Origin of the sequence: Gemmatirosa kalamazoonensis (genome assembly GCF_000522985.1) — a bacterium.
Lineage (GTDB): Bacteria > Gemmatimonadota > Gemmatimonadetes > Gemmatimonadales > Gemmatimonadaceae > Gemmatirosa > Gemmatirosa kalamazoonensis.
This window is the reverse complement of sequence record NZ_CP007128.1, coordinates 3,451,048-3,478,035: the sequence shown is the minus strand read 5'-3', so window position 1 is coordinate 3,478,035 and position 26,988 is coordinate 3,451,048. Positions and strand designations below refer to the sequence as shown.

Genomic DNA, 26,988 nt, shown 5'->3' with positions numbered 1-26,988 from the left:
CAGCATCATCACCTCCGCCACTCGACCACTCACGAACATGGCATCCAGGTACCGTGCGCTCCGCCGCCGTCGCCGGCACGAAGACTCGAGCAACGTCGGCCTCTTCGTGGCCGTCGGCGCGCTCGCCGGCATCGCCGCCGGAGTGTTGCTCGCCCAGCGGTACGGGGGGCTCTCGGCCCTTTCCGAGAAGGTCTCGCGCGGCGTGCGCGATCGCATCGGCGAGCGCTTCGGCGAGCGGTTCGCCGATCGCTTCGGCGACGGCGAGCGGCGCGAGCGCGAGGCCGCCGGCTTCCGCGACCGCGGCATCGAGGGACAGGACTACGACGACGAGCCGCTCGACGACGAGTACGCCGACGAGGGCGAGGAGCTGGAGGAGCGTGTCCTGGAAGCGTTCCGCAACGACCCGATCCTGAGCGAGCGCGCGATCGACATCGGCGCGATCGGCCGCGGGATCATCGAGCTCACCGGCTGGGTCCACGCCGAGGACGAGACCCAGCACGCCGTCACCGTCACCCGCGGCGTGCCGGGGGTGGACACCGTCGTCAACAGACTCGTCGTCCGCGACGAGGAGGAGCGCATGGATGATTCGGCCCGCCGCTACGAGAGCGGCGAAGCGGAGACCTCGCCCCGATGGGAGGGCCAGGGCGTCGGCACCGGCCGGCCCCGCCAGGGCACCTCGGCCGACCCCGGCCGCCACTCCGACCCGCGCGCGGTGCTCGAGGACCGCTGGCAGGGGAAGGACAAGGCGATCCGCGCCGCCGCCGAGGACATCGACGGCCTCGCCGAGCGCCGCGACCGCGCCGAATCGACCCCGGGCGACCGCACCGGCGGCGCCCCCGTCGCGCCCAGCGGCGTCCCGAAGGGCGACCACGTCGCCGACCCCGCGTCGGCCGAGCCGATCCTTCGCGAGCAGACCGGACGAGTCACGCGCGCTGATTGAGCGAGCGCGGAGCGCGGAGCGGGGAGCGTGGAGCCGATTCGGTCTCCACGCTCCCCGCTCCGCGCTCCACGCTCGCTGTCTCCGGTGTCGGCGGGTCCGAGCCTTGCCGAAGGCAGTCGGACGTACCAACACGGAGGAAGTAGATGTCGGATCGCCAGAAACCGCACAACGGACGGGACCGCAGCGGACACTTCAAGGTCCGCCAGGAAGATTTCGAGGACAAGCTCGCCGACCCGAACGGGCCGGAGTTCATCGCCGATGACGTCCGCCTCGGCGGCGCCGTCGAGGACGTCGGCCTGGAGGGCGGCCGCCGCGCCGACGAGCTCCAGCGCGAGATCGACGTGAACCGCGAGGTCACCGAGCGCTTCCGTCGGCCGGACGCCGGCCCGACGGGCCAGCGCTGACGCGCGGCCCGAGGGCAAGAGGGCAGGAGGGCAGGAGGGCAGGAGAGTCGACAGCCCTCCTGCCCTCCTGCCCTCTTGCCCTCCTGCCCTCCTGCCCTCGTTAGAATTGCGGGATGACCGCTCCGACCGACACGACGGGCGCCTCGCCCATCCCGCCGATCTACAACGCCGCGGCCACCGAGCCGGCAGTGTACGCCGCCTGGGAGGAGGCCGGCGTGTTCGCCGCCCGCCCCGAGGACAGCGCGCGCCTCGGCGGGCCCCGGCCGCCGTTCACCATCGTCATCCCGCCGCCGAACGTCACCGCGGTGCTCCACATGGGGCACGGGCTGAACAACAGCGTCCAGGACGTCATCGTCCGGTGGCGGCGCATGGCCGGCGACGAGACGCTGTGGGTCCCCGGCACCGACCACGCCGGCATCGCCACGCAGAACGTCGTGGAGAAGCAGATCGCCCGCGAGGGGCTCACCCGCTACGACCTCGGGCGTGAAGCGTTCGTCGAGCGCACCGTCAAGTTCGTCGAGGAGACCGGTGGCGCCATCCTCCAGCAGCTCCGCGCCATCGGCTGCTCGTGCGACTGGACGCGCACCGCGTACACGCTCTCCCCCGAGCTGTCGCGCGCCGTGCGCGAGGCGTTCGTGCGGCTGTGGGAGCGGGGGCTCGTCTACAAGGGCCACCGCGTCATCCACTGGTGCCCGCGCTGCATGACGTCGCTCTCCGACGAGGAGGCGGAGTTCCACGACGCGCAGGGGAAGCTGTACCACATCAGCTACCCGCTGCAGGACGACCCCACGCGCTCGGTCACGGTGGCCACCACGCGCCCCGAGACGATGCTCGGCGACGTGGCCGTCGCCGTGAACCCGAGCGACGATCGGTACCGCGATCTCGTCGGCACGTACGTGCTGCTGCCGATCGTGAACATCCCCATCCCCGTCGTCGCCGACGAGTACACCGACCCGACGTTCGGCACCGGCGTGGTGAAGATCACGCCGGCGCACGACGCGAACGACTTCGAGGTCGGCCGCCGCCACGGTCTGCCGCAGCCGATCGTCATGACCGCCGAGGCGATCATGGACGAGGTCTCCGACGCGGCCGGGCGCGTGCCCGATGGGATCCGCGGGCTCGATCGCGACGCGGCGCGCGAGCGCATCGTCGAGCTGCTGCGCGAGGCCGGACGGCTGGAGAAGGTGGAGAACCACCCGCACGCGGTGCGGAAGTGCTACCGCTGCGAGACCGTGGTCGAGCCGCGCCTCAGCGATCAGTGGTTCGTGCGCATGGCGCCGCTGGCCGAGCCGGCGCTCGCCGCGCATCGCCGCGGCGAGACGCGCGTCCTCCCCGAGCGGTGGGACGCCGTCTACGTGAACTGGCTCGAGGGGATCCGCGACTGGAACATCTCGCGTCAGCTCTGGTGGGGACACCGCATTCCGGTGTGGTACTGCGACGCGTGCGGCGGCGAGCCGATCGTGAGCCGCGCCGACGTCGCGAGCTGTCCGACGTGCGGCGGCACCGTTAGGCAGGACGAGGACGTGCTCGACACGTGGTTCTCGTCGTGGCTCTGGCCGCTCTCCACGCTCGGCTGGCCCGACGAGACGCCCGACCTCGAGGCGTTCTATCCGACCGACGTGCTCGTGACGGCGCCCGAGATCCTGTTCTTCTGGGTCGCGCGCATGATCATGGCCGGCCTCGAGTTCAAGGGCCGCGTGCCGTTCCACACCGTGTACCTCACCGGCACGGTGCGCGACACGCAGCACCGCAAGATGTCCAAGTCGTTGGGCAACGGCATCGACCCGCTCGACGTCGTCGCGCTCTACGGCGCCGACGCGCTGCGGTGGACGGTGATCGCAGGGCTCGGCCTCGGCGCCGACGTCATCCTCGACAACCGCGATCTCGAGAAGTCGTTCGCCGCGGGCCGCAACTTCTGCACGAAGCTGTGGAACATCGGCCGCTTCCTGCTCACCAACGTCGGCGACGAGCCCGTTAGGCCGCTCGCCGACGTCGACCGGTCGCGCCTCACGCGCGCCGACCGCTGGATCCTCGCGCGCCTCGACATGGCGGTGGCCGAGTGCGACGGCGCGCTGGGCCCCGCGCGCCCGGACGCCTCGCACCGCTGGGCGAGCGCCGAGCGGTTCGTCGGCCTGCGGCTGAACGAGTACGCCGAGGCGGCGCGCCGCTTCGCGTGGAACGAGCTCGCCGACTGGTACGTGGAGTCGACGAAGGGGCGCCTCGCCGGCCCGGACGCGACGCCCGAGGATCGCGAGGTCGCGCGCGCCGTGCTCACGCACTGCTTCGACCAGGCGATGCGGCTGCTGCATCCGATCGTGCCGTTCATCACCGAGTCGCTGTGGCAGCGCATCCCCGGGCGCGTCGAGGGCGAGCTGCTCGCGCGCGCCGCGTGGCCGCACCTGCGCACCGGCGACGCCGGCGCGACGGACGCGCGGGTGGCGGAGTTCGAGATCGTGCGCGCCGCCGTGGAGGGGCTGCGCCGCACCCGCTCGGAGTACGTGATCGCGCCGAGTGCGTGGATCGACGCGGTGATCGTCGCCGGCGACGACGCGCGCGCCGTGTTCGAGCAGGAGGCGGCGCTCGTCGGGCGGCTCGCGCGCGCGCGCCTCACCGTCGCGCCCTCCGCGCCGGCGGGCGGCGGCGCGGCGCACGTCGTCATCGGACGGGGCGTGGAGCTCGTCGTGCCGCTCGGCGGCATCGTCGACGTGGAGAAGGAGTGCGCGAAGCTCGGCAAGGAGCTCGCGGACCTCGACAAGCAGCTCGGCGCGCTGCGCGGCCGGCTGTCGAACGAGCGCTTCGTCTCCGGCGCGCCGGCCGACGTGGTGGAGAAGGAGCGCGTCAAGGAGCGCGACTGGACGGAGCGGCGCGCGCAGCTCGCGGCGAAGCTCAGCGCGCTGTGCGGCGCGCAGTGACCGGCGCGGGTCGCGGCGGCCGCGGCGTCGTTAGGCGGCTCGCCGCGGTCGCGTCGGTCGCCGCGCTCGCCCTCGCCGCGTCGCGCTGCGCGTCGCCCGGCATCCCGCCGGGCGGCCCGCCCGATGACTCGCCGCCGCAGCTGCTGCGCATCTCGCCGGAGAGCGGCGCCACGAACGTGCATCCACGCGAGTTCGAGCTCGAGTTCGACGAGGTCGTGGCCGAGGTGCCTACCGGCGCGAACGCGGCGAGCGGCGCGCCGGCGGCGGGCGGCGGCTCGTTCACCGGCAATCCCACGGGGCCGAACCTCGCGTCGATCATGGTGCTGTCGCCGCGCGCCGGCGCGCTGCGCGCGGACTGGCATCGCGACCGCGTCACCGTGCACGCGCGCCAGCCGCTGCGCGCGAACACGACGTACACGCTCACCGTGCTGCCGGGCCTCGCGGATCTGCGCAGCAACGTCCGCGACTCGGCCATCGTCGTCGTGTTCTCCACCGGACCCACGCTCGACACGGGGCGCGTCGGCGGCATCGTGTTCGACTGGGTCGCGGGCCGCGTCGCGCAGCGCGCGCTCGTCGAGGCGATCGGTCCCGACAGCGTCACGTACGTCGCGGTCACCGACACCGGCGGCCGCTTCGTCATGCGCAACCTGCCGGTGGGCACGTACGCGTTTCGCGGCGTGCTCGACGTGAACAACAACCGCGCGTTCGACCCGCGCGAGGCGTACGACCTCGTGAGCGTCGGGCCGCCGCAGTTCGCGCGCGGCGACTCGGCGAAGGTCGAGCTACTCGCGTTCGTGCACGACACCCTGGGTCCGCGGCTCACCACCGTCGCCGTCACCGACAGCGTCACGCTGCGCCTCACGTTCGACAAGCCGCTCGACCCGGCCGCTCCGGTCACGCCCGATCGCTTCCGCGTCGTCGGCCGCGACTCGACGGTGGTGCCGGTGATCGCCGCGTACCGTGCCGTCGACTTCGACAGCCTGAAGGCGCGCATCGCGCGCGCGCGCGCGCCGACTCGATCGCCCGCGCCGGGACCGCGCGCGACACGACGCGTCGAGCGCCCGCCGCTCCGCGGGTCGACACGGCGCGCGCGCGCCGCGACAGCATCGCCGCGGCGCGCCGCGACTCGACGCGCGGCCGCCCGCCCGCACCGCCGCCGGTGCCGAGCCGTCCGTCGCCGTCCACCGACATCGTGATCGTGCTTCGCCAGCCGCTGCGGCCGAACGCGTTCTACCGCGTGTCGGCAAGCGGGCAGCGCTCGGTCTCCGGCGTCACGCTCGCGCTGAGCGAGCGCCAGTTCACCACGCCGAAGGCCGAGCCGCCGCCGGACAGCACGCGCCGCGCGCCGGGCGATACGACGCGCCGGGTGCCCAACGACACGACGCGCCGGGTGCCCAACGACACGACGCGCCGGGTGCCTAACGATACGACGCGGCGCGTGCCCAACGATACGGCGCGCCGCGTGCCGGGCCGGCCGCGATGAGCGACGACGGAGCCGGCCGCCGGGCGGTGTTCTTCGACCGCGACGGCACGCTGATCGACGACGTGCACTACATCGCCGATCCCACGAAGGTCGTCCTCCGCCCCGGCGCGGCGGGCGCGGTGCGGCGAATCAACCAGGCCGGGTGGCTCGCCATCGTGGTCACGAACCAGTCCGGCATCGCGCGCGGCATGCTCACCGAAGACGACTACCGGCGCGTCGAGGCGCGCGTCGGGGAGCTGTTGGGCACCGGCGGGGCGCGGCTCGACGCGAGCTACTTCTGCCCACACCTCCCCGAGGTGACCGGACCCTGCGCGTGCCGCAAGCCGGGCACCGCGCTGTACGAGCGCGCCGCGGCGGAGCACGGCATCGACCTCGCCCGTTCGGCCTACGTGGGCGACAAGCTGCGCGACGTGGAGCCGGCGCGGCGACTCGGCGGCCTCGGCGTGCTCGTGCCGTCGCGCGACACGAAGTGGCTCGACCAGCAGCGCGCGCGCGACGAGTTCACGCTGAACACCACGCTCGACGCCGCGGTGGATCGCGTGCTCGCGTGGCGGGGGAGCGCGTCGTGAACCGCGCGCGCATCGCGGTGCTCGCCTCCGGCGGCGGCTCCAACCTCCAGGCGCTGCTCGACCACCTCGACGCGCTCGGCGACGCGCGCGCGGCGGACGTGGTGCTCGTCCTCGCGAACCGCGCCGACGCCGGTGCGCTCGACCGCGCCCGGGCGCGCGGCATCGCCGCCGACACGCTGCGCGAGCCGGGCGACGGCGACGCGCTGCTCGCGCTGCTGCAGGCGCAGCGCGTCGACCTCGTCGTGCTCGCCGGCTACCTGAAGCTCGTGCCCCGCGCGGTCGTCGCCCGCTTCCGCGGCCGCATGCTGAACGTGCACCCTGCCCTGCTCCCCGCGTTCGGCGGCGCGGGCATGTACGGCGCGCGCGTGCACCAGGCGGTGCTCGACGCCGGCGCCCGCATCTCGGGAGCGACCGTGCACTTCGTCGACGACCAGTACGACCGCGGTCCCATCGCCGCGCAGTGGCCGGTACCCGTCTACGCCACCGACTTCGCCGACACGCTCGCGAAGCGGGTGCTGCGCGTGGAGCACCTGCTGCTGCCGCGCGTGGTGCAGGCGGTGGCCGCGGGTGACGTGCGCCTCGCGCCCGACGGCTCCGTGGTCGGCGCGTTCCGCGATGGCCCGCCCGATGCCGCGTTCACGGTCACGACCGACGCCGACGCCGTCGCGCACGAGATCGACCGCGCGCTCCGTTAGGCACCCCGTCTCGCCGCGTTCCCCGCTCCCCGCTCCACGCTTTCCCCAATGCGCGCTCTGCTCTCCGTCTCCGACAAGACCGGACTCGTCGACCTCGCCCGCGGCCTGATGGCGTTAGGCGCCGAGCTGGTCTCCACCGGCGGTACCGCGCGAGCGCTGCGCGACGCCGGCCTTCAGGTCATGGACGTCAGCGAGATCACGGGCTTCCCCGAGATGCTCGACGGCCGGGTGAAGACGCTGCACCCCGTCGTGCACGGCGGTCTCCTCGCGCGCCGTGACCTGCCCGGGCACATGGACGCGATCGCCGCGCACGACATCCAGCCGATCGACGTCGTCGTCGTGAACCTGTACCCGTTCCGCGAGACCGCTGCGCGCCCCGGCGCGACGCGCGACGACGTCGTCGAGCAGATCGACATCGGCGGCCCGTCGATGCTCCGCTCCGCGGCGAAGAACCACGACGCCGTCACGGTCGTCGTCGACCCGGCGGACTATGACGAGGTGTTAGGCGTCCTGCGCGGCGCGGCGGCGGAAGACCTGCGCGTCCTCCGCCGCCGCCTCGCGGCCAAGGTCTTCGCCCACACCGCCGCCTACGACGCCGCGATCGCCGCGTGGTTCGCCGAGCAGGAAGGCGACCGCTTTCCCGCGCGCCTGACGCTCGCCGTGGAGCGCGCGCAGGGACTGCGCTACGGCGAGAACCCGCACCAGCGCGCCGCGTTCTACGTCGAGCGGCGCGGTGCGGGGCTCGGCGCGCTCGTCCAGCGCGGCGGCAAGGAGTTGTCGTTCAACAACCTACTGGACCTCGAGGGCGCGCTGCTCGCCACCGATCCGTTCGCCGACGAGACGCGCGCCTGCTGCGCGATCGTGAAGCACACCACGCCGTGCGGCCTCGCCATCGGCGCCACGGCGCGGGAGGCGTACGAGAAGGCGCTCGCCTGCGATCCCACGAGCGCGTTCGGCGGCATCATCGCGCTCACCGTGCCGGTCGACGACGAGGCCGCGGAGTCGATCAGCCGCCTGTTCGTCGAGTGCGTCGTCGCTCCCGAGTTCACACCCGGCGCGATCGAGACGCTCGGCCGCAAGAAGAACCTGCGCATCCTCGAGGGGCGCGCCCCGGCCGACCCGCGCGCGCTCGACGTGAAGCGCGTGCGCGGCGGGCTGCTCGTCCAGGACCGGCTGCCTGCCGTGAGCGTCGACGATGGCTGGACCGTCGTCACCGACCGCGCGCCGACCGACGAGGAGCTCGACGACCTCCGTTTCGCGTGGCGCGCCGTGGCGAGCGTGAAATCCAACGCCATCGTGCTCGCCCGCGGCGGCGCGACGATCGGCATCGGCGCCGGGCAGATGTCGCGCGTCGATGCGTCGTTCCTCGCCGGGCACAAGGCGCGGCAGCTCGGCCACGACACCGCCGGTACCGCGCTCGCCTCGGACGCGTTCTTCCCGTTCCGCGACGGCGTCGACCAGGCCGCGGCGGCCGGCGTGCGCGCCATCGTGCAGCCCGGCGGCTCCGTCCGCGACGCCGAGGTCGTGGCGGCGGCGAACGAGCACGGCATGGCGATGGTATTTACCGGGGTGCGGTTGTTCCGGCATTGACCCGCTGAGTGACTGCGTGGCTGCGTGGCTGCGTAAGCGCCGGAGTCACACGGAGCTACGCAGCTACGCAGCCACGCAGCCATGGGTTCCGGTGACGAACCGGCTATTCTTCTGGTTTACGTTCGGCAGCTCCCGATCTCCCCGCTTCACCCGTCATGGCCACCTCCGTCCGATCCGAGCGCCTCGCCGCCACTGAGCGGTCGAGTCCCGCCGCCGCGACCGCCGAGCTGGACTACCGTCCCTCGTACATCGCGGCCGGCGTCGTGTCGCTCGTCGTGCTCGTGCTCTACCTGCTCACGCTCGCCCCGTCGACGTCGATGTGGGACACGAGCGAGTACATCGCCGCCGCGTACGTGCTCGGCATCCCGCACCCGCCGGGCAACCCGTTCTTCGTGCTGATCGGCCGCGTCGCGTCGCTGCTGCCCATCGGCGGCAGCGTCGCCGCTCGCATCAACGTGCTCGCAGCGCTGTGCAGCGCGGTCTCGGCCGGCCTCTGGTTCCTCGTCGCCGAGCGCGTGCTCGTGAGCTGGCTCGCCCGCCGCTGGCAGCGCATCGTCGGCGGCGCGGTCGCGGCGCTCATCGGCGCCACGGCGTTCACGGTGTGGAACCAGAGCGTGGTGAACGAGAAGGTCTACACCGTCTCGCTGCTGTTCTTCGCGATCGTGTCGTGGCTCATGGTGCGCTGGTCCGACGAGCCCGAAGGGACGCGCGCCGACCGCACGCTGGTGCTCGTCGCGTATCTCATCGGCCTGGGCTACGCGAACCACCCCGCGGGCTTCCTCGTCGCGCCGGCCGTCGCGGCGGCGGTGCTGATCCGCAAGCCGCTCACGCTGCTCCGCTGGAAGCTGCTGCTCGCCGGCGCGGCCGCGTTCATCGTCGGCCTCACACCGTTCGTCTACCAGCCGATCCGCGCCGCGCACTTCCCCGCCATCAACGAGGGCGAGCCCACGGCGTGCACGAACGGTCCCAAGGTCGACTGCACGCTGAGCAAGCTGACCTACGACCGGTTGATGGCGAACATCAATCGCGACCAGTACGGCAAGCCGTCGCTCGCCGAGCGCCAGGCGCCGTTCACCGCGCAGGTCGGGATGTGGTGGCTGTACTTCAAGTGGCAGTGGCTGCGCGATGCCCACAGCGAGCTGCCTGGGCTGCAGAGCGGCCTCGCGGTGCTGTTCCTCGCCCTCGGCCTCGTGGGCGGGTGGGTGCACTGGAACCGGGACCGACAATCGTTCTGGTTCTTCGGCCCGCTCGTGTTCACGGTGACGTTCGCGCTGATCTACTACATGAACTTCAAGTACGGCGCGTCGCAGGCGCCGGAGCTGGGGAACAACGTCCAGCGCGAGGTGCGCGACCGCGACTACTTCTACATCTGGAGCTTCTCCACGTGGGGCGTGTGGGCCGCGCTGGGCCTCGTGTGGGTGTGGGAGTCCATCGCCGCGCTGTTCGGCGCCGACAAGGTGAAGCTCGGCCGGCAGTACGTCGACCAGCCGCGCGAGCGGAGCTGGCTGCTCGCGTCGCCGACGCTGGCGCTCGCGTTGATTCCGCTCTTCGGCAACTGGAAGCAGGCGTCGCGCGCGAACCAGAAGGACACCGCGGCGTTCGCGAAGGATCTGCTGAACTCCGTCGAGCCGTACGGCATCCTCGTCACCGTCGGCGACAACGACACCTTCCCGCTCTGGTATGCGCAGGAGGTCGAGGGGATCCGGAAGGACGTCATCATCGCGAACACGTCCCTGCTGAACACCGACTGGTACACGCGGCAGCTCGTTAGGCGCCCCGTGTACGAGTACGACGCCGCGAAGGGTCCGGCGATCTACCGCGGGCAGACGTGGCCGAAGCCCACGAAGCCGCCGATCAATCTCAGCATGAAGGAGCTCGACGCGATCCCGCTCGGGATCAGCCTCGGGCAGCAGAACACGTTCGTGAAGGGCGTCGGCGCGGACACGATCCACGCCACCATCCAGGGGCAGGAGCTCTACCGCGCGGATCTGCTCGTGCTCTACATGATCCGCGACGCGTACCCCGAGCGGCCGGTGTACTTCAGCCGCACGTCGGGCGGCTACGGCCAGGAGCTCGGTCTGCAGAGCTACCTGCTGACCCAGGGACTCGCCCGCAAGCTGCTTCCCACGCCTCCCGTGCCCGGCAAGGACACGATCATGATGCAGGGCGAGGGATGGGTGGACCTGAAGCGCACGACCGACCTCTGGCAGTCCGTGTTCGAGGGACCGAAGGCGCTCATCAAGCGGGGCGACTGGGTGGACATGCCGAGCCGCGGCATCCCCGACCTCTACACGATCACGGGGATCGAGCTCGCCGAGGCGCTCGCGCGCACGGGGCGCCCGCAGGTCGCGCAGCAGGTGATGGCCACCACGCAGCAGCTCGCCCGCGCCATGCACAGCGAGCGCGACTTCGGCCTCGACCGTCCGATCCCGAACATCACGGGCCCGGGCGAGAGCCCGCTGCCCAACCTCATCCCTGCCGCGCCAACCGACTCGGCCGCGCTCCCCGGCGCGAAGAGTGGCGCGCCCCCGCCGACCAAGGTGGCGCCCCCACGCTGATCGCGTGGAACGCGCTTGACGGTGCGGCGTTTGCGAGTTGCGGGCGGTGGGACCACTGGGTTCCGCCGCCCGCTTTCATTACGGAGGGTTCATGACCGACCCGCGCCCAGCGAAGCGCGCCGACCACGATTCGGATGCGAGCCCGCGCACCGACCGCCGGCACAAGCACACGGTAGGCGGATCCGCGCGCAACCCACGCAACGACGTGCAGCGCTACATCACGCGGCATCGGCTCGAGCCATTCCACCGCGCGCTGTGGACGCTCGCGGTCGCGGTGTTCGGGGACGAGGCGACCGTGGTACCGCACATCCGCACGGTCAGCGGGCGCAAGCGCCTCACGTTCGTGGTCGATGCGGCGGACCCCTCGGCGAGCATGGACTACGAGCACTTCCTGCCGCGCGAGCGTGCGTTCTGGACCGCGTACGCCCACGTGCCGAAGCCCGAGATCCCGTTCCTCGTCGCGGTGCGGCCGGCACGAGGCTGGTGCCGTCTCGAGGCGCTCGCGCCGATGTTCGCGTTCATGCCGACGGGCGACCTCGAGGCCTGACGACGCTCGGCGTCGTGAGCCGCGAAATCGAGCGGGGCCGCGCGACATCGTCGCGCGGCCCCGCTCGCACATCTCGGGTCGGGCGTACTTGCAGCCCACAGCGGCTCGCCTTGCGTCGGCCTACGACCCCGGCCATCTTTCGTAGACGGGCCCAGGCCTTTGGTTCGAGGAGGGCTGGCCGAATGGTTAAGGCAGCGGTCTTGAAAACCGCCGTCGCGCGAGCGACTTCAGGGTTCGAGTCCCTGGCCCTCCGCTCGGCTCCTTCTCGTCGCTGCGCCGGAGCCAATACTGGAGAGATGGCCGAGTGGCTGAAGGCACCGGTTTGCTAAACCGGCATAGGGGGTCAACCCCTATCGGGGGTTCGAATCCCCCTCTCTCCGCTTCGCGGGTCCGTCGGTTCGCCGGCGGACCCGCGTTTTTCGTTCGGTACCCCGATCTCGCATGAGCTCCGATTCCACCGATTCCGCGCGCACGCCGCGCCTTCGCTTCGCTCCGTCGCCCACCGGCTACCTCCACGTCGGCGGCGCGCGCACCGCGCTGTTCAACTGGCTGTACGCGAAGCACTACGGCGGCCAGTTCCTGCTCCGCATCGAGGACACCGACCGCGCGCGCAGCACCGAGGCGAGCACCCGCGCGATCTTCGAGGGGCTCGGCTGGCTCGGGCTCGCGTGGGACGAGGAGGTCGTCTTCCAGGGCGCGCACGGCGAGCGGCACCGCGCCGACGCGATGCGTCTCGTGGAGCGCGGCGCCGCGTACCGCTGCTTCTGCACGCCCGCGGAGCTCGACGAGCGCCGAAAGGCGGCCGAGGCGGAGGGCAACGCGTTCCGGTACGACCGCCGGTGCGACCGTCTGTCCGCCGACGAGGTGGCTCGCCGCGTCGACAGCGGCGAGCCGTTCGCCGTGCGCTTCCGCGTGCCCGAGGGCGAGACGTCGTGGACCGACGTCGTGCACGGCCGCATCACGTTCCCGAACAAGGACATCGAGGACTTCGTCGTCCTCCGCTCCGATGGGACGCCGATCTACAACATGGCCGTCGTGTCGGACGACATCGCGATGGCGATCACGCTCGTGATGCGCGGCGACGACCACATCTCCAACACGCCGAAGCAGATCCTGATCTACGAGGCGCTCGGCGCCGAGCTGCCGACGTTCGCGCACCTCCCGATGATTCACGGGACGGACGGCAAGAAGCTCAGCAAGCGTCACGGCGCCACCGCGGTCGGCGACTATGAGCACATGGGCATCCTCGCCGAGGCGATGCTCAACTTTCTCGCGCTGCTCGGCTGGTCCCCGGGCGGCGACCGCGAGGTGATGACCGTCGACGAGATGATCGCGCTGTTCTCCACCGACGGCCTGCAGAAGAAGGCCGCCGTGTTCGACCCGAAGAAGCTCGAGTGGATGAACGGGCAGCACCTCATGCTGCTCCCGATCGACGCGGTGGTGGCGCGCGTCGGTGCCGCGCTCGTCTCCGCTGGGCTCACGACGGAGGAGGATCTGCGCGCGCGCCCCGACTGGTACGCCCGGCTGCTCGAGCAGCTCCGCGTGCGCGGCCGCACGGTCGACGAGATCGTGCGTCAGGCGCCGCCGTTCCTGCGCGATCCCATCGAGTACGACGAGGACGCGGTCGCGAAGCACCTGCTGAAGGACCCCGCAGGCAGCGCGGCGCTGCTCGGCGAGACACGTGACACGCTCGCCGCGCTGCCGGATTGGAGCACCGCGCCGATGGAGGAGAGCCTCCGCGCGCTCGCCGAGCGGCGTGGCGTCGGTGCTGGCAAGCTGTTCCAGCCACTGCGTGTGGCGCTCGTCGGATCCGCCGCGAGCCCAGGCATCTTCGACGTGCTCGAGTTGCTCGGCCGCGACCGCTCGCTGCACCGGCTCGACGTCGCGGTACGACGCATCGAAGGCGTGCCGCGCAGAGCGTGACGATGCGCTCGGTACGGTGTGACGCACTCCGTACTTTTCCGTACGCGCGTCGTTGACCTCAGGAACGCTTGATCCTACATTGGCGCAAAATCTTGTCGCCGGAAGCCACCACAGGTTTCCGGCGTACGCACATCCAGAGGAGACCCCTCATGGCGGAGCCTCTCACCCCGATCGAGCGGAAAGTCTACCACTTTCTGCTCGACTTCCTCGCGGAGAACACGTACCAGCCGAGCATCCGCGAGATCGGCAAGAAGTTCCGGATCAAGAGCACGAAAACGGTCTCGGACCTCCTTCAGTCGCTCTCCGCCAAGGGGTACATCGAGCGTGATCCGTCGCGCTCGCGAGGCGTGCGCATCGTGGGCTACTCGGGACCCACGCGCGTGCAGCCGCTCCCCTACTACGAGCGGGTCGCCGGCGGCGAGGCGAGCGCCCGCCCGGAGGACCGCGCGGGCCACATCAGCTTCGACCGCCGCTTCGTGCCGGGCGACGACGCGTTCGTGATCCGCATGAAGGGCGACTCGCTGAAGAGCCGCGGGGTGCTCGACGGCGACTACGTCGTCGTCTCCCCGTCGGCGCCGCCGCGTGCCGGTGACATCGTCGCCGTACGCTTCGGCGACGAGACGACGATCCAGACCTACGGCGCGGTCGACGCGGCGAGCGCGGTGCTGAACGCGGCGCAGAGCGCGGGCGCGACCGAGACGCTGGACGGCGCGTTCGCGGTCGTCGGTGTCGTGTGCGGCGTCTTCCGCCCGTTCTTCGACCGCGAGGCGTTCGACTCCGCGATCACGACCTGACGGAGAGGGCAGGAGGGCAGGAGCGCAAAGAGGGCAGGAGAGCCGATGACTCTCCTGCCCTCTTTGCCCTCCTGCCCTCCTGCCCTCTTCTACTTGTCGGGCGTCGACGGAGCCTGGGCGCGCTGCTGCTGGTCGGCCATCCGGGCGGCGCGCTCGCGGTCCTTGCGGGCGCGGATCTCCTTCACCTGCGCGCGGAGCATGTCCTCGCCCTGCTCGCGCTGCGCGTGCTGCATCAGGTCGGCGCGCACGTTGGCCAGGCGGCGGTCCTCGGCCATCTGAATCGGGTTGCCGCGCAGCTGCTGCTGGACGTTCGACGACAGCAGCGCGAGGATCGCGTTCGGGATCGCGATCTTGCCGAGGTGGATCGACGACTGATCCATCCCCCACTTCCCGCCCGGGCCGTTCACGGTCCAGTCGCCCGGCTTGCGCGCACTGGCGAGCGCCTGCTGCTCGGCCAGGATGGAATCACGCGCCGCGCCGAACGTCTCCGCCATGACGCTGTCGATGCGCTCCTTGGAGCGCTGCGGCGAGAGGAGGGGGGCCGAGCCGCCGGCGGACGGCGCCCACAGGCGGCCGTCGGTGTAGGTCGGGCGGATCCCTTCGGTCGCGCCGCCGCCGCCGACGACCGCGCCAGCGCCGCCGGTCTCGGTCGGTGCGGCCTGCGGGTTGACGGCCGGCACCTGGTCCGGCACCGTCGTCGGCGCGGCGGGGGCCGGGTTCGGCGCGGGACGTCGGGTCACCGGCCGGCCGTCACCGCCCGCGCGACCTGCGACGGGCGCGCCGGTCGCCTTCGGCAGCTCCACGAAGCCGATGCGCTCCACGACCGGCGGCGCGCCGCGCTCGAACAGCTCGGTCCACCGCAGCCCCTCGCTCACGCCCTTCAGGAACGCCGCGAGCAGCAGCGCGTTCACCGCGAACGACGCGGCGAGCGCCCCGCGCGACCGGCGTGGCCGATCGGTCGTCCGTCTGCGGCGTGAGATGGAGAGCATGCCCCGGGGTACCCTCAGAACGGACGGTGTTCCGCGGCGGTCAGGCGGCCGCCACGGTGCTGCGAACCGAGCTGAGGCCCACGACCTCGACCTCCACGACGTCTCCTGCCGCGAGCGGGCCCACGCCGGCAGGCGTACCGGTCGCCACGACGTCGCCCGGCTCCAGCGTCATCACGCGCGAGATGTACGCGAGCAACATCGGGATCGAGAACGCCATCTGGCTCGCCCGGCCCCGCTGCCGCTCGTCGCCGTTCACCCGGGTGACCACCTCGAGCGCGTCGAGGTCGGCCGGCACCGGCGCCTCCGGACCGATCGGGCAGAAGGTGTCGAATCCCTTCGCGCGTGTCCACTGCCCGTCGCTGCGCTGCAGGTCGCGGGCGGTGACGTCGTTCAGCGCTACGATCCCCCGGATCGCCTTGCGCGCCGCGCCCTCGTCGGCCCGTCGCAGGGGCGCGCCGATGACGACGCCGATCTCTCCCTCGAACTCCACCCGCTGGCTCTCCGGCGGCAGCTCGATCGTGCCATCGGGCGCCAGGACCGAGGTGGGCGGCTTCAGGAAGAGCAGCGGCTCCTTCGGCATCTCGTTGCCGAGCTCCTTCGCATGCTCGACGTAGTTGCGACCGACACAGACGATCTTGCCGGGACGGGTCACGGACGGTGGATGCAGGATGAACGGGGGAACGGCGGCCTGTCCAATCTAAAACGGCGGCCGCCGCTCCAACGTTCAAACACCGGCCTTCGGGACGACCCTAACGCGTGCCGAAATCCACGGTGTACATGCGCACGCCGGTGTAACCCTGGTAGGTCCCGAGGCTCACGCCGATTCCGATCTGGCGGAGCGTGCCGTTCAGGATGTTCGCGCGGTGCCCGGCACTGTTCATCCAGTTCGTGAAGATCGCGTCCGGCGCCCCGTACGTCCCGCTGCCGAGCGCGATGTTCTCGGCCAGCGCCGTGTACGGCGTGTAGCCGAAGCTCCCCACGCGCACGTTGAACGCGGTGCCGTCGTACGAGCTGTGCGAGAAGTAGTTCAGGTCGATCATCTCGTTCGAGTGCGACCGCGCCGCGGCGGTGAGCTTGGCATCGACGCAGAAAGTTCGGAGCCCGCTCTTCGTGCGCTGGGCGTTGTGCAGGTCGAGCGTCCGCTTCTCGTCGGCCGAGAGGTACACCGTCGCGCCGGCACAGTCGGTGACGGCCACGGTGCGGGCGACGGACAGCGATGCGGACGGCTTGACGGCGGCGGGAGCGTCGGCGGTGGCGTCGGGAGCGACCGGCGAGTCGGAACAGGCGGCGACGAGCGCGAGCGCGGCGAAGGCCGCGAGCAGACGGGAGGAGAGCTGCATCGGCGGGGCTGCGGGGGGAGGCGGTGGGTACCCGAAGTATACCCGAAGCCCAGCACGCGATCGGCGCCGTGGGGCGCCGGTTCGGCGATCGACTGACTGCCCCGTCAGTCCTCGCCGACCGCTGCGGAGCGGGCCGCGTAGAACGACTCGACGTCGGCTCGCGCCCGTGCCCACGGGGCGAGCACCCGACGCGCGGGGGGGAGCGCGTCGAGCAGGTCGCGGCCGTAGCCCTTGCTGACGAGCCGCACGTCGGAGATGACGACGACCCCGCGGTCGACGCCGGTGCGGATGAGCCGCCCGAAGCCCTGCTTCAGCCGCAGCGACGCGTGCGGCAGCATGTACTCGCGGAAGCTGTCGCCGCCGCGCGCCTCGATCGCCTCGCACTGCGCGGCGGTGACGGGCTCGCTCGGCACGCGGAACGGCAGCTTCGCGATGACGAGCGCCCGCAGCGCGTCGCCCGGCACGTCGACGCCCTCCCAGAACGACGCCGTGCCGACGAGCAGCGCCCGGCCGCTCTCGCGGAATCGATTCAGAAGCGCGTCGCGCGTGTCCTCGCCGTGCACGAGCAGCGGCCATCGCCGGTCGGCGCCGCGCGCGCGCAGCTCGGCGGCCGCGCGCATCAGCTCACGGTGGCTGGTGAACAGCACGAACATGCCGCCGTCCGATGCGGTCGCGACGTCGAGCACGTGCCGCACGACGTGCAGAAAGTGCGCGCTCGCGTCGACGTTGGGCGCCGGCGTGTCGCTCGGCACGACGAGCAGCGCCTGGCGCGGATACTCGAACGGCGACGGATAGATCGCGGTCGCCGGCTCGAACTCGGGCGCCGTGAGTCCCAGCCGGTCGGAGAGGAAGCGGAACGCATCAGGACTCGGGACTCGGGACTCGGGACCGGGGCTCCGCATTCGAGTCCCGGGTCCCGAGTCCCGAGTCCCGGGACGAGTCGCCAGCGTCGCGCTGGTGATCACCGCCGTCTGCACGCGCTTGAACAGATCCTCGCGCAGGATCGGCGCGAGGTCGAGCGGCACCGACGTGACGACCACGTTGCGCTCCTTGCCGCGCAGCTCGATCCACCGCACGCTCGGCGGCGTGCCGTCGGCCGGACGGAGCGCGCGCACCAAGCCGTCGCCCGCGGTCTGCAGGCGTCGCGCGACCGCGCGCAGCTCGCCGAGCAGCGGGGCGAGCGCCTCCAGTCGTTTCTCGTCGGACTCCAGTCGCTCGCGCACGAGGCGCAGCCCCTCGTGCAGCAGCTCGATCTCGCCCAGCAGATCGTCGAGCGCGGCGCGAAGCCCGGCGTCCCACACCGGGTCCTGCGCGAACGCGTCCGTTAGGCGCACGACCGGCTGCGCCGCCTGCTCGAGGTACGCGTGCAGCAGGTCGAACAGCAGGTCGGCCTTGTCGCGCGACGCGTGCGCGGCGGGCACGAGGCGCGCCTGCACGAGGTCGAGGCTCGCGGTGCTGAGCAGGTCCGACTTCTCGGCCAGCTTCGCGATCAGCGCGCCCAACAGGCCCTTCCCCTTGCGGTCGAGTCGCGCGAACAGCCGCTGCAGCGAGCGCCGCGTGACCGACGCGCCGAGGTGTGCGGCGGCGGCGTCCTCGAGGTGATGGCCCTCGTCGACGACGAGGCGCTTGTACGCCGGCAGCACGGCCGCGTCCTCCCAGTTCTGCTGCACGCGCCTGACGGCGACGTCGGAGAGCAGCAGATGGTGGTTCACGACGATGATGTCGGCCTGCGCCGCCTTCTGCCGCGCCTTGAAGAGGAAGCAGCGGTCGAAGTGCGGGCACTTCATGCGCTGGCAGAGATCGGGCTCCGCCGAGACCTCGTCCCACACCTCGGGACGCGGCGGCGTCGGCAGGTCGCTCACCGAGCCGTCGCTCGTGCGCTCCGCCCACTGCTCCAGCACACCCAGCTCGCGCGCCATCCCCTCCTCGAGCAGCGCCGGGCCGCCGCCGCGGGCCTGCTCCAGCCGCAGCAGGCAGAGGTAGTTGCGCCACCCCTTCAGCAGCGCGAAGCGCACCTTCTGGTCGGTGAGGGACTCCGCGAGGAACGGCAGGTCCTTGCCGACGAGCTGCTCCTGCAGGTTGATCGTGTTCGTCGACACGATCGTGCGCTCGCCGTTCGCGGCCGCCCACCGCAGCGCGGGCACGAGGTAGCCGAGCGACTTGCCGACGCCGGTGCCCGCCTCCAGCAGCCCCACGCCGCCGTCGTTGTATAGGCGCGCGATCTCGGAGGCCATCGCGCGCTGGCTCGGCCGGTCCTCGTAGCGGCGCATGCGGCGCGCGATGGGCCCGTCGGGACCGAGCGTCGCGTCGACCGAATCCGGATCGATGTCGGCGGTCGTCTTCGCCGGCGGCACCTCGACGACGACGTACAGCTCCGTCGCGTCGTTGTCGACGATGCCGAAGCCGACGCCGTTGCCGTGCACGCGCGCCGCGACCTCGAGATCCGCGTTCGACGGCTCGAGCAGGCCGCTGGGGTGGTTGTGCACGAGCATCTCGCCGCGCTCGGCGAACCCGGGGAGCGCGAGCACGCTGCGCACGTCGCCGCGCGCGACGACGCGGGCGCTCGCCACCGTCCCCTCCTCGTCCACCTTGCAGACGAAGCACACCTCGCGGCCGCCGGCGAGCCGGATCGCCGCACGGATCGCGGCGGCGGCCGGGCGGCTGAGACGGGCGTCGGTGGAGGGAGGAAGCTGCAGGCGCGGCACGGCGGGGGCTTGGCGGGATCCCGAACAGAACCCCAAGGAAGCTAACGCGTTTCGTGTCCTCGTAAACGCGGTCCGAGCGGTGTTGCTGCTTGCTGAGCCCGGCGGGGCCTCGTATATAGGGGCCGTCGGCGACGAGCTGAGCCACACGTCGTGAATGAGTGAGAGCCTCGAGGAGGCTCATGCGTTCTTCCGTGCGTTGTTCGCCGTGCTGCTCTCCACTTCTCCAGGGAGGCTCGCCGCCATGCTCTCACGATTCAGTCGCTGCAGCAACACGCTGAGGACGGTCGCCGTCGCCGCGCTTTCGCTCTCCGCAGCGACCGCAGGTGCGCAGTCGCTGAGTGGAACGCTCACGATGGACGATGCGTTCCAGGTGTACCTCGGCACGTCCGCCACGACCCTCGGCGTCGCGATCCCGGGCGCGAACGGCAACAGCTGGCCGACAGACGTGACGTTCGGCCCGCAGGCGCTCACGCCGGGAACGAACTACTGGCTGCAGATCGTCGCCACGAACTCGGGCGGCCCGGGTGCGTTCATCGGCCAGTTCTCTCTCACTGGCGGCTTCCACTTCGCGAACACCACCCAGTCGCTGCTGACCAACACGACGGAGTGGAGCCTCCGATCGGGGAGCTTCGCCGGATCGCCGCTCGGGATCGCCGACGAGGGTCCGAACGGCACCGGCCCGTGGGGCACGTTCGGCAACATCTCTCCGTCGGCACACTTCATCTGGGACGGCACGAGCAACTGCGACGTGTGCACGATCTACTTCGCCGCGCCGATCATCGCGCAGCGGGTCACCCCACCGGGTACCACGGTGCCCGAGCCGTCCACCTGGGCGCTGGTCGCCACGGGCGTCGTGGCGTTCGGCATCGTCCGCCGGCGACGCTCCGCCTGAGCCCACGAGACCGTACAGAAAGTGGAAGGGCGCTCCTGTCGGGGCGCCCTTCGTCGCATCAGGTCTTCAGCGGCTTCTTCTTCGCCGCGGGGAACAGGACGTTGTTGAGGATGAGCCGGTAGCCGGGCGACGTGGGGTGCAGCGCCAGGTCGGTCGGCGCGTTGCCGATCGCGTGCTGCGGGTCCTCGGGATCGTGCCCGCCGAGGAACGTCCACGAGCCCTTGCCGTAGTCGCCGTGGATGTACTTCACCCACGGCGCCCCCTCCTCGCTGGCGAGCACCGTCACGCCCGGCTTCAGCGTCGCCTTCGTGAACGACGTCGTCACCCCGTAGAAGTCGTTGATGACGTTGCGGTGGTCCTGCACCAGCATCGTCGCGACGGGGTCGAACTTCGCGGCGAACGCGAACAGCGCGAACGTGCCTAACGGCTGGCGGCGCCCCGGCACGTTCACCTGGTGGCCGTCGATGTCGCTCAGCGCGTTCACGAACGGCCCTTCCACGTGCGCGTCCTTGAACGCGAACGAGCGCGACCAGTTGAACTTGCGGTCGGCGTCCGGATCCGGCGGCGAGCCGTCGACCTGGGGGCCCGCGAAGTCCACGTCCTTCCCCGCGATCGCGAGGTCGAGCGACTCGGTGGCACCGCACATCGCGAACAGGAAGCCGCCGTTCTCCACGTACTGTCGGATGCGCTCGGCCACCGCCTTCTTCACGCCGGGCACGCCGCCGGGGATGTTGTACTTCTGCGCCGTGGCGAGCGCGCGCTGCCGCTGCTCGATGAACCACGGTGCATCGCGGTAGCCGAGGTACAGCTTGTTCTGCTGGCCCGTGAAGTCCTCGTGGAAGAGGTGCACCCAGTCGTACTTCGACAGCTCGCCGTCGAGCACCTGGTCGTCCCAGATCTTGGCGAACTCGATTCCCGCGTACGTGAGCGCGAGCGTGACCGCGTCGTCCCACGGCGGCGAGTTCGGCGGCGTGTAGATGGCGACCTTCGGCGCCTTCTCCAGTGGCACGGCGTCCATGTTGCCCGACGCGATCTCGCGCCGGATCGCGTCCACCGATCCGGCGTCCTCCTGCTCCACCGAGACGCCCACGAGCGCGGCACGCCGCCGCAGCTCGGGCAGGTCGGGGAGGAAGAACGCGCCGCCGCGGTAGTTCAGCAGCCATTCCGCCTTCTGGCCGTCCTTCAGCGCGTTGTACACCAGGCCGTACGCCTTGAGGTGGTTGCGCTGCTCGTCGTCCATCGGCACGAGCAGCATCTGCGCGCCGGCGATCCGCGCCGCGAGCAACACGATCGCGCCTAACACGAGCCCCGCTCCCCGCGCCCAGCGCCACGCTCCACGCTCGCTCATTTCGCTCTCTCCAGCTCGCGCCGCGCGATCGGCACGAGCGCGCTGCGCGGGTACGTCACGATGAGGTGCTCGAGTCGTTCGGCCGCCTGCGCGCGGTCGCCGCGCGCGAGCAGGGTGCGCGCCCACGCCAGCTCGGCCTCGGGCGCTTCCGGCGACTCGGAGAAGTCGGTCACGATGTGCTGCCACACGGCGAGCGCACCGACGGTGTCGCGGCGCGCGGCGCGCAGCCGCGCCGATGCCGCGAGCAGCAGCGGCGCCGCCTCGGGCAGCGCCTTCGCCGCGGCCTCGAACGACTCGGCGGCGCGCGCGCTGTCCCCGCGCGCGGCGCTGAGGAACGCGTCGCCCACCGTCGGCGCGGAGTCGGCGCGTGTCCGCGCGAGCAGGGCGAGGGCGGTCATCGCCATCGCCGGGTCGGTGCCCGGCGCGTCGCTCGTGCGCTTGAGCAGCGAGCGCGCCTGCTTCAGATCGCCCGCGTAGAGCGCGAGCCAGCCCGTCGCGCCCCCGTCGTCGGCCGCCTCGCCCACCGCCGCGAGCGCGGCGCGCGCCTGCGCCACGTCGCCCGCGCGCACCCACGCGTCGGCGACGAGCGCCGCCGCGCGCGCGCGGTCGCCCGCATCGAGCCCGCGCGCGTCGGCGACGAGCCGCGCCGCGTCGGCCGCGCGGCCGAGTCGCGACAGCGCCTCGACGCGCAGCAGCGTCGCGGTGCGCGTCGAGGCCGAGTCGCGCGCACGATCGAGCAGCGCGAGCGCGCCGGCCGCGTCGCGCGCGGCGAGCGACGCCGCGGCCGCACGAAGCAGCAGCGGCGCGCCGCCGCGCAGCGACGCGAGCCGCGTCCACGCGTCGCGCGCCGCGCTCCACTGCTCGTTCGCCTCGGCGCGCTCGGCGAAGTCGTGCCACGCGGCGATCGACGAGTCGTCGGGCGCGAGCATGGACAGCGCCGCCCACGCCTCGCTCGGCTGCCGCCATGCGACGAGCAGCTGCGACAGCACGCGTCGCGCGCGCAACGTGAGCGGCGGGGCAGCGAGCGCCGCGCGGATGGTGTCGCGCGCGGCGGCCGGCGCGGGCTGCAGCGCGAACAGCGCCGCGGGCTCCGCGTAGTCCAACCGCCCGAGCGCGTCGCGCCACGACGCGGCGGCCTGCGACCACATGCCGAGCGCCGACTGCATCTCCGCCGTCTCCAGCGCGAGCTCGCCCATGCCGCGCAGCGCGCGCTGCGCGAGGCGAAGCACCGTATCGGCGGCCGCCGGACGCCCGGCGTCGAGCAGCTGGCGCGCATACTCGCGGTACGGCGCCGCGTCGTTAGGCACCGACGCGCGCCACTGGTCGAACGCCGCACGCGCCGCGTCGTCGCGGCCCAACGTGCGCAGCGTGCGGAGCTGGATCGCGCGCAGTGTGGGGTCGCGCGGCCGCGCGCGGAGCGCGGGCTCCAGCACCGGCAGCAGCGAGTCGACCTGGCCGAGCCCCGCGAACGCGCGCTCGAGGCCGAGGATCGCCGTCGCGCGCGCGTCGGAGTCGGTGCCTGCGGCAGCGTACGCCTCGCGGAACGCGACCGCCGCCTCGCGCATCTTCCCCGCCCCCTCGAGGTCGAGCGCGCGCGTGAGCGCGGCCGCGGGAGCGCCCTGCGCCGTCGCTCGCGTGGCGGCGCCGCAGACGAGCGCCGCGGCCAGGGTGCCCGCGAGCCGCCTAACGAGCCGCCGGAGGACGCGGCTCGTCCCAGGCCGCGTCACTGCGGCGTGCCCGAGCCGGCGTTCAGGCGGCGGAAGTACTCGATGACGAGCCGGCGCTCCTCCGCGGAGAGGCCGCGGAGCTGCGCCCATTCCGGCGTCTGGAACTTCGTCGCCGCGCGGCCGGACGTCGTGCCCTCGGCCGGCGCGATGCCGTTGATGCCCGCGCCGGAGCGCGCCTCGCGCTTGCCGCTCTCGTCGCGCTCGTCCTGCTCCAGCGTGCGGCCGGCATCGAGCAGGCGGCGATAGAGCTGCTGCTGACGCTGCGCGGTCTGCGGGTCCGCGCCGACGCGCTCGAGCTGCTGCGCGAGCTGCCGCGCCTCCTTCGCCAGCGCGTCGGCGTGGCCGGTCGCGTCGTTGTCGCCGATGTCCTCGAGCTTGTCGGCCACGCCGCGCTGCTGCTTCGCGAGCTGCCGCGCCGCCTCGCGCCCCGCGCCGCCCGACTGGCCCGGCATCGGGAGCTGCAGCGCCGACGACTGCTGGTTGATCTGGCCCTGCTGCTTCGCGAGGTCGCGCATCTGCGCGATCATGTCCTCGAAGCCCGAGGCGGACTGCGCGCCGTTCACGCGCTCGCGGTCGCGCACGAGCGCCGCGGCGGCGCGGTTCAGCGACTCGCCCGCCTCGCGCATCTGGTTCGCGGCGCTCGCCGACTGCTGCGCTCCCGACTGCCCGGGCTGTCCCTGCTGCAGCGCCTTCGTCGCGTCGGCGACCTGCTGCCGCGCGTCGCCGAGCGCCCGCTGCGCGCGCTGCGAGAGGAGCGACGACTTGCGCCCCGCCTGATCGAGGCGCTGCGCGGTCTGCTCGACGCCCTGCTGCACGGCGCCCTGCTGCTCGCGGAGCTGCGAGGGGTCGGCGCCGCTGCGCGCCTGCTGCTCCACGTCGGCCTGCTCGCGCGCCATCTGCATGGTCTCCTGGATCGCGCGATCGAGCTCGGAGCTCAGCTCGTTCTTCCACGCGTCGATCTGTCCCTGGCGCGCCTGCGAGAGCTGGTCGGCCGCCTGCTGCATCTCGCGCGACGCCTGCTGCGCCGCCGACGCCGCACCCTGCTGCCCGCCCTGCTGCTGCGCTCCCTGCTGCTGGCCACCCTGTTGCTGGCCGCCCTGCTTCGGGCCGCTCTGCTGCTGACCGCCGAGCTGCTGCTGGGCGCCGCTCTGCTGCTCGCCGGCCTGCGGCGGCTGGCTCGCGGAGGGCGTGCTGCCCGCCATCCGCTGCGGCGTCGCGCCTGGCTTCTGCTCGGGGCGCGGCTCCTGGCGCATGCTCTTCGCGCCCTGCTGCGCGGCACGCTCCATCGCGTCGGCCGACGCGTCGGCGTGCTTCGTCGCCTCGGCGGCCTTCTGCGCACCCACGTCCGCCTTCTCGTTGCGCAGCCGCTTCGTGAGATCGTCGACGTCCTTCTGCAGCGCGCGCGAGCGGTCGGCGAGCTCCTTCGCGTCGTCGCCGCCGTTAGGCGCGTTAGGCGCGTTAGGCGCCTGCTTCTGTGCCGAATCCGGCGACTGGAGTCGCTGCGCCTCCTTCGCCTGCGCGGAGGCGAGGTCCTTCGCCTCGTCGCGCAGCGTCTGCATCGAGCCCTCGAGCGCCGCGCGGCGCAGCATCTCCACGCTCTTCTCGAGCTGCTGCCGCAGGGCCTTCTGCTGCGCGGCGAGCTGCTCGAGCGACTGCTGCGCCTGCGCCGCCGAGAGCTTCCCGGCGTTCTGCTCGAGCGACTGGAGCTGCTGCGCGAGCTCCGGCGTCAGCGCGTCACGGAGGAGCTTCTGCACGTCGGCGAGCTGCGACGCGAGCGAGCTGTCGAGCGCGCCCGCCTGCTTCAGCTGCCGCTCGAGCGCCTTCGCCTGATCCTGGAGCTGCTGCACCTTCGACGAGAGCTGCCGCTGCTCCTGCGCGAGCCCCTTCGCGCGCTCGGCGGCCTCGTAGCTCATCGCCTTGTTGTCGCCGCCCGACTTCGCGGTCGTGCCCTGGTAGCGGCTCTGATCGCGCTGCGACGCATCGCGCGAGCGCGCCGCGTTGTCGGTGCGCTGGGCGAGGTCGCGCTGCGCCTGCGCCGCGGCGGTGGCGCGCTGCACGGCGGTGTCGGCGGCCGCGCGCGCCTGGGCGCGCAGCTCGCTCGTCGTCGGCACGCGCAGCACCAGCTCGCGGCTCAGCGCGCTCTGATGCCACGGCGACGCATCGAACGCCACCGCCTGCACGTGCAGCTTGTCGCCCGCCGCCATCGCGCGCGCGGCGAGGTCCACGTTCGCGGCGCCGTTCCACAGCGGAACGCCGGAGGCGAGCCGCGCTTCGTTCGGCGTCTCGCGCGTGCCGTCGGCCTTCTCGCGCCACGCGCGCAGCGCCACCGACTCCAGCCCGTGGTCGTCGCTCGCCGCGAGCGCCACGCGCACCGGCGCGACCCCGTCGACCACGCTGTCGCTCGACGGCGTCACGATCTCCACCCGCGGCGCCGAGTCCGGAACCACCTCGAGCTCGAGCGGCGCCGGGACGTCGGCCACCAGGCCGCCCGGGCCACGCGCGCTCCAGCTCCACCGGCCGCTCGTCTCCGCGACCATGCGACCGGCGAAGGTGTGGCCGTTAGGCACCAGCCGCACCGTCGACGCGCCCGCGCCGAGCGTGACCTCGTCGAGTGCGGTCGACGCGCGGCCGCTCACCGTGAGCGCCGTGCCCCGCGGCACGCGCACCGGCTCGCCGCTCGCCAGCGTTTCCGGCGCGCGGCCCAGGTACGCCGGGTACTCCGCGCGCACCGCGACGTCGCCGACGAACGCGCGGTCGGTCACGGCCACCGAGGCCGTGTCCGCGACCGCACGCCCGTCCGTCGCCGTGACGATGAGATCCGCGTCCAGCGGCCCGACGTCGAGCATGGCGACGCCCTGCGGGTTCACGGCGACCGTGTGCACCTCCCACGCGCGCCCGGTGAGCCGGTGCGCGACGCGCACGTGGCGACGCCCCGGCGCCTCGAGCCGCACGCGCAGCCGCTCGCCGCGCACGAGCGCGCGCGGCAGCGACGCGAAGCGGAGCGGCGGCAGCAGCGTGCCGCGCCACGCGTCGGCGGGGTGCAGCAGCGCGGCGACGCCGTCGCCCGCGACGGCGAGCGAGCCGGCGAGGGCGAGCGCCGCCGCGGCGGCGAGCGAGCCGGCGACGGCCGCGCGGCGTCCCGCGCGCCGCTGCAGCGTGGGCACGAGCGATCTCGCCGCACGGCCGTCGCCGGGGTCGCGCAGTCGCGACGCGACCTGCTCGGCGGCGAGGGCGCCTAACGCGCCGGTACGCGCGACCTCCAATGCGCCGCGCACCTCGCCGGCCCGCAGCGCACGCTCCCGCTCGATCGCGGCGGCGACCGGCCCGACGCTCGCGTCGCGGCGCAGCGCGCGGCGCACCGCGTAGGCGACCGCGAGCCCCGCGGCGACGACGACGAGCCAGAGCACCACCGGCACCACGCGCGGTAGGTCGAGCCACCGCGCGCCACCGAGCGCGAGCCCACCGACGGCGACGAGCGCGCCGATCGCCGCGGCGCCGAGCGCGCCACCCGCGACGAGCAGGCGCGCGCGCAGGCGGCGCTGCTCCCGGCCGACCAGCTCCGAGATCGTCAT

At 72.7% G+C, this 26,988-nt stretch carries 20 protein-coding genes and 2 tRNA genes; 15 read left to right on the top strand and 7 right to left on the bottom strand.

What is annotated here, in order from left to right:
* Positions 1-37: 37 nt before the first annotated feature.
* The 14 genes from J421_RS15025 to lexA all read left to right on the top strand — a co-directional run bounded on the left by J421_RS15025 (position 38) and on the right by lexA (position 14,415).
* Positions 38-940: a BON domain-containing protein gene (locus tag J421_RS15025; protein ID WP_025412003.1), complete on the top strand. Its 903-nt coding sequence runs from the start codon at positions 38-40 to the stop codon at positions 938-940.
* Between the two features lie 143 nt (positions 941-1,083).
* Positions 1,084-1,344 carry a hypothetical protein gene (locus J421_RS15020; protein WP_025412002.1) on the top strand — a complete coding sequence of 87 codons (261 nt, stop codon included), beginning with the start codon at positions 1,084-1,086 and terminating at the stop codon, positions 1,342-1,344.
* A gap of 113 nt (positions 1,345-1,457) precedes the next feature.
* Positions 1,458-4,256 (top strand): valine--tRNA ligase, encoded by a 2,799-nt coding sequence (locus tag J421_RS15015; RefSeq protein WP_104022655.1) that lies wholly within the window; start codon positions 1,458-1,460, stop codon positions 4,254-4,256.
* Positions 4,253-5,452 carry an Ig-like domain-containing protein gene (locus tag J421_RS15010; RefSeq protein ID WP_025412000.1) on the top strand — a complete coding sequence of 400 codons (1,200 nt, stop codon included), beginning with the start codon at positions 4,253-4,255 and terminating at the stop codon, positions 5,450-5,452. Before J421_RS15015 ends, J421_RS15010 begins: the two co-directional genes overlap by 4 nt.
* Positions 5,416-5,739, top strand: coding sequence for a hypothetical protein (locus J421_RS15005; RefSeq protein WP_025411999.1), 324 nt, complete (start codon positions 5,416-5,418; stop codon positions 5,737-5,739). Before J421_RS15010 ends, J421_RS15005 begins: the two co-directional genes overlap by 37 nt.
* Positions 5,736-6,308 (top strand): D-glycero-alpha-D-manno-heptose-1,7-bisphosphate 7-phosphatase, encoded by a 573-nt coding sequence (locus J421_RS15000; RefSeq protein ID WP_025411998.1) that lies wholly within the window; start codon positions 5,736-5,738, stop codon positions 6,306-6,308. The genes J421_RS15005 and J421_RS15000 overlap by 4 nt, the downstream gene beginning before the upstream one ends.
* Complete coding sequence (purN, locus tag J421_RS14995) at positions 6,305-7,003, top strand: phosphoribosylglycinamide formyltransferase (RefSeq protein ID WP_104023125.1); 699 nt, start codon at positions 6,305-6,307, stop codon at positions 7,001-7,003. Before J421_RS15000 ends, purN begins: the two co-directional genes overlap by 4 nt.
* A gap of 48 nt (positions 7,004-7,051) precedes the next feature.
* Complete coding sequence (gene purH / locus J421_RS14990; protein WP_025411996.1) at positions 7,052-8,593, top strand: bifunctional phosphoribosylaminoimidazolecarboxamide formyltransferase/IMP cyclohydrolase; 1,542 nt, start codon at positions 7,052-7,054, stop codon at positions 8,591-8,593.
* 155 nt (positions 8,594-8,748) lie between these two features.
* On the top strand, positions 8,749-11,151 hold the full coding sequence (locus J421_RS14985) for a glycosyltransferase family 117 protein (protein WP_025411995.1): 2,403 nt from the start codon (positions 8,749-8,751) through the stop codon (positions 11,149-11,151).
* 91 nt (positions 11,152-11,242) lie between these two features.
* Entirely contained in the window at positions 11,243-11,698 is a 456-nt protein-coding gene (locus J421_RS14980; protein ID WP_025411994.1) for a hypothetical protein, read from the top strand.
* A 168-nt stretch (positions 11,699-11,866) separates the two neighbouring features.
* A tRNA-Ser gene (locus J421_RS14975) sits at positions 11,867-11,951 on the top strand.
* 37 nt (positions 11,952-11,988) lie between these two features.
* Positions 11,989-12,078: transfer RNA gene (locus J421_RS14970), tRNA-Ser, on the top strand.
* A gap of 61 nt (positions 12,079-12,139) precedes the next feature.
* Positions 12,140-13,621 (top strand): glutamate--tRNA ligase, encoded by a 1,482-nt coding sequence (gltX, locus tag J421_RS14965; RefSeq protein WP_025411993.1) that lies wholly within the window; start codon positions 12,140-12,142, stop codon positions 13,619-13,621.
* A 149-nt stretch (positions 13,622-13,770) separates the two neighbouring features.
* Positions 13,771-14,415 (top strand): transcriptional repressor LexA, encoded by a 645-nt coding sequence (gene lexA / locus J421_RS14960; protein ID WP_025411992.1) that lies wholly within the window; start codon positions 13,771-13,773, stop codon positions 14,413-14,415.
* 89 nt (positions 14,416-14,504) lie between these two features.
* On the opposite strand, the gene J421_RS14955 is transcribed toward lexA, so the two are convergent.
* The 4 genes from J421_RS14955 to J421_RS14940 form a co-directional block, all read right to left on the bottom strand.
* On the bottom strand, positions 14,505-15,404 hold the full coding sequence (locus J421_RS14955) for a hypothetical protein (RefSeq protein WP_025411991.1): 900 nt from the start codon (positions 15,402-15,404) through the stop codon (positions 14,505-14,507).
* Between the two features lie 40 nt (positions 15,405-15,444).
* Positions 15,445-16,056 (bottom strand): fumarylacetoacetate hydrolase family protein, encoded by a 612-nt coding sequence (locus J421_RS14950; RefSeq protein ID WP_025411990.1) that lies wholly within the window; start codon positions 16,054-16,056, stop codon positions 15,445-15,447.
* A 97-nt stretch (positions 16,057-16,153) separates the two neighbouring features.
* Positions 16,154-16,744: a CAP domain-containing protein gene (locus J421_RS14945; RefSeq protein ID WP_025411989.1), complete on the bottom strand. Its 591-nt coding sequence runs from the start codon at positions 16,742-16,744 to the stop codon at positions 16,154-16,156.
* A 104-nt stretch (positions 16,745-16,848) separates the two neighbouring features.
* A complete protein-coding gene (locus J421_RS14940) occupies positions 16,849-19,449 on the bottom strand; it encodes a helicase C-terminal domain-containing protein (RefSeq protein WP_025411988.1) in 2,601 nt (866 codons plus the stop codon).
* Between the two features lie 241 nt (positions 19,450-19,690).
* Here J421_RS14940 and J421_RS14935 point away from each other — a divergent pair, with 241 nt between their 5' ends.
* Positions 19,691-20,341 (top strand): PEP-CTERM sorting domain-containing protein, encoded by a 651-nt coding sequence (locus J421_RS14935; protein WP_158508803.1) that lies wholly within the window; start codon positions 19,691-19,693, stop codon positions 20,339-20,341.
* Between the two features lie 58 nt (positions 20,342-20,399).
* Here J421_RS14935 and J421_RS14930 read toward each other — a convergent pair whose 3' ends face one another.
* The 3 genes from J421_RS14930 to J421_RS14920 are packed head-to-tail and all read right to left on the bottom strand — an operon-like array spanning position 20,400 to position 26,988.
* Positions 20,400-21,689: a hypothetical protein gene (locus J421_RS14930; protein WP_201773020.1), complete on the bottom strand. Its 1,290-nt coding sequence runs from the start codon at positions 21,687-21,689 to the stop codon at positions 20,400-20,402.
* Complete coding sequence (locus J421_RS14925; RefSeq protein WP_025411985.1) at positions 21,686-23,416, bottom strand: hypothetical protein; 1,731 nt, start codon at positions 23,414-23,416, stop codon at positions 21,686-21,688. Before J421_RS14925 ends, J421_RS14930 begins: the two co-directional genes overlap by 4 nt.
* On the bottom strand, positions 23,413-26,988 hold the full coding sequence (locus J421_RS14920) for a hypothetical protein (protein WP_025411984.1): 3,576 nt from the start codon (positions 26,986-26,988) through the stop codon (positions 23,413-23,415). Before J421_RS14920 ends, J421_RS14925 begins: the two co-directional genes overlap by 4 nt.